Raw genomic sequence first — 545 nt, 5'->3', positions numbered from 1 at the left:
ATTTCAAAGGGATCAAATTTTTGGAACAACAATTGGTATCTTTATTACATTAGCTAAAACTTATTTGTTTTTGTTCGTTTCTATCGCAACAAGATGGACTTTACCTAGGCTAAGAATGGAYCAAYTATTAAATCTTGGATGGAAATTTCTTTTACCTATTTCYCTWGGTAATCTATTATTAACMACTTCTTYCCAACTCYTTTCACTATAAATTTAAAATGAATCTAATATATTCATTATTTGTTTTAAACAAGAGACAGAAACAAAGATAAAATTATTCAKAGATAWTYACRATATGYTYCCTATGRTAACCGGGTTCATGAATTATGGTCAACAAACMSTACGAGCTGCAAGGTAYATTGGTCAARGTTTCATGATTACCTTATCCCACACAAATCGTTTACCTGTAACTATTCAATATCCCTATGAAAAATTAATAACATMGGAACGTTKCCGCGRTCGAATCCAKTTTGAATTTRATAAATGCATTGCTTGTGAAGTATGTGTTTGAATTTGATAAATGCATTGCTTGTGAAGTATGTGTT

General features: G+C 30.1%; 1 protein-coding gene. It reads left to right on the top strand.

From position 1 onward, the window contains the following. Positions 1-211: hypothetical protein (locus D0S45_20765; GenBank protein ID TIH06204.1), on the top strand; the 211-nt coding region annotated here is incomplete at its 5' end. Between the last annotated feature and the right edge of the window lie 334 nt (positions 212-545).

Origin of the sequence: Marinifilum sp. JC120 (assembly GCA_004923195.1) — a bacterium.
Lineage (GTDB): Bacteria > Desulfobacterota > Desulfovibrionia > Desulfovibrionales > Desulfovibrionaceae > Maridesulfovibrio.
The sequence above is the reverse complement of the archived record's forward strand: the minus strand, read 5'-3'. Positions and strand labels throughout refer to the sequence as shown.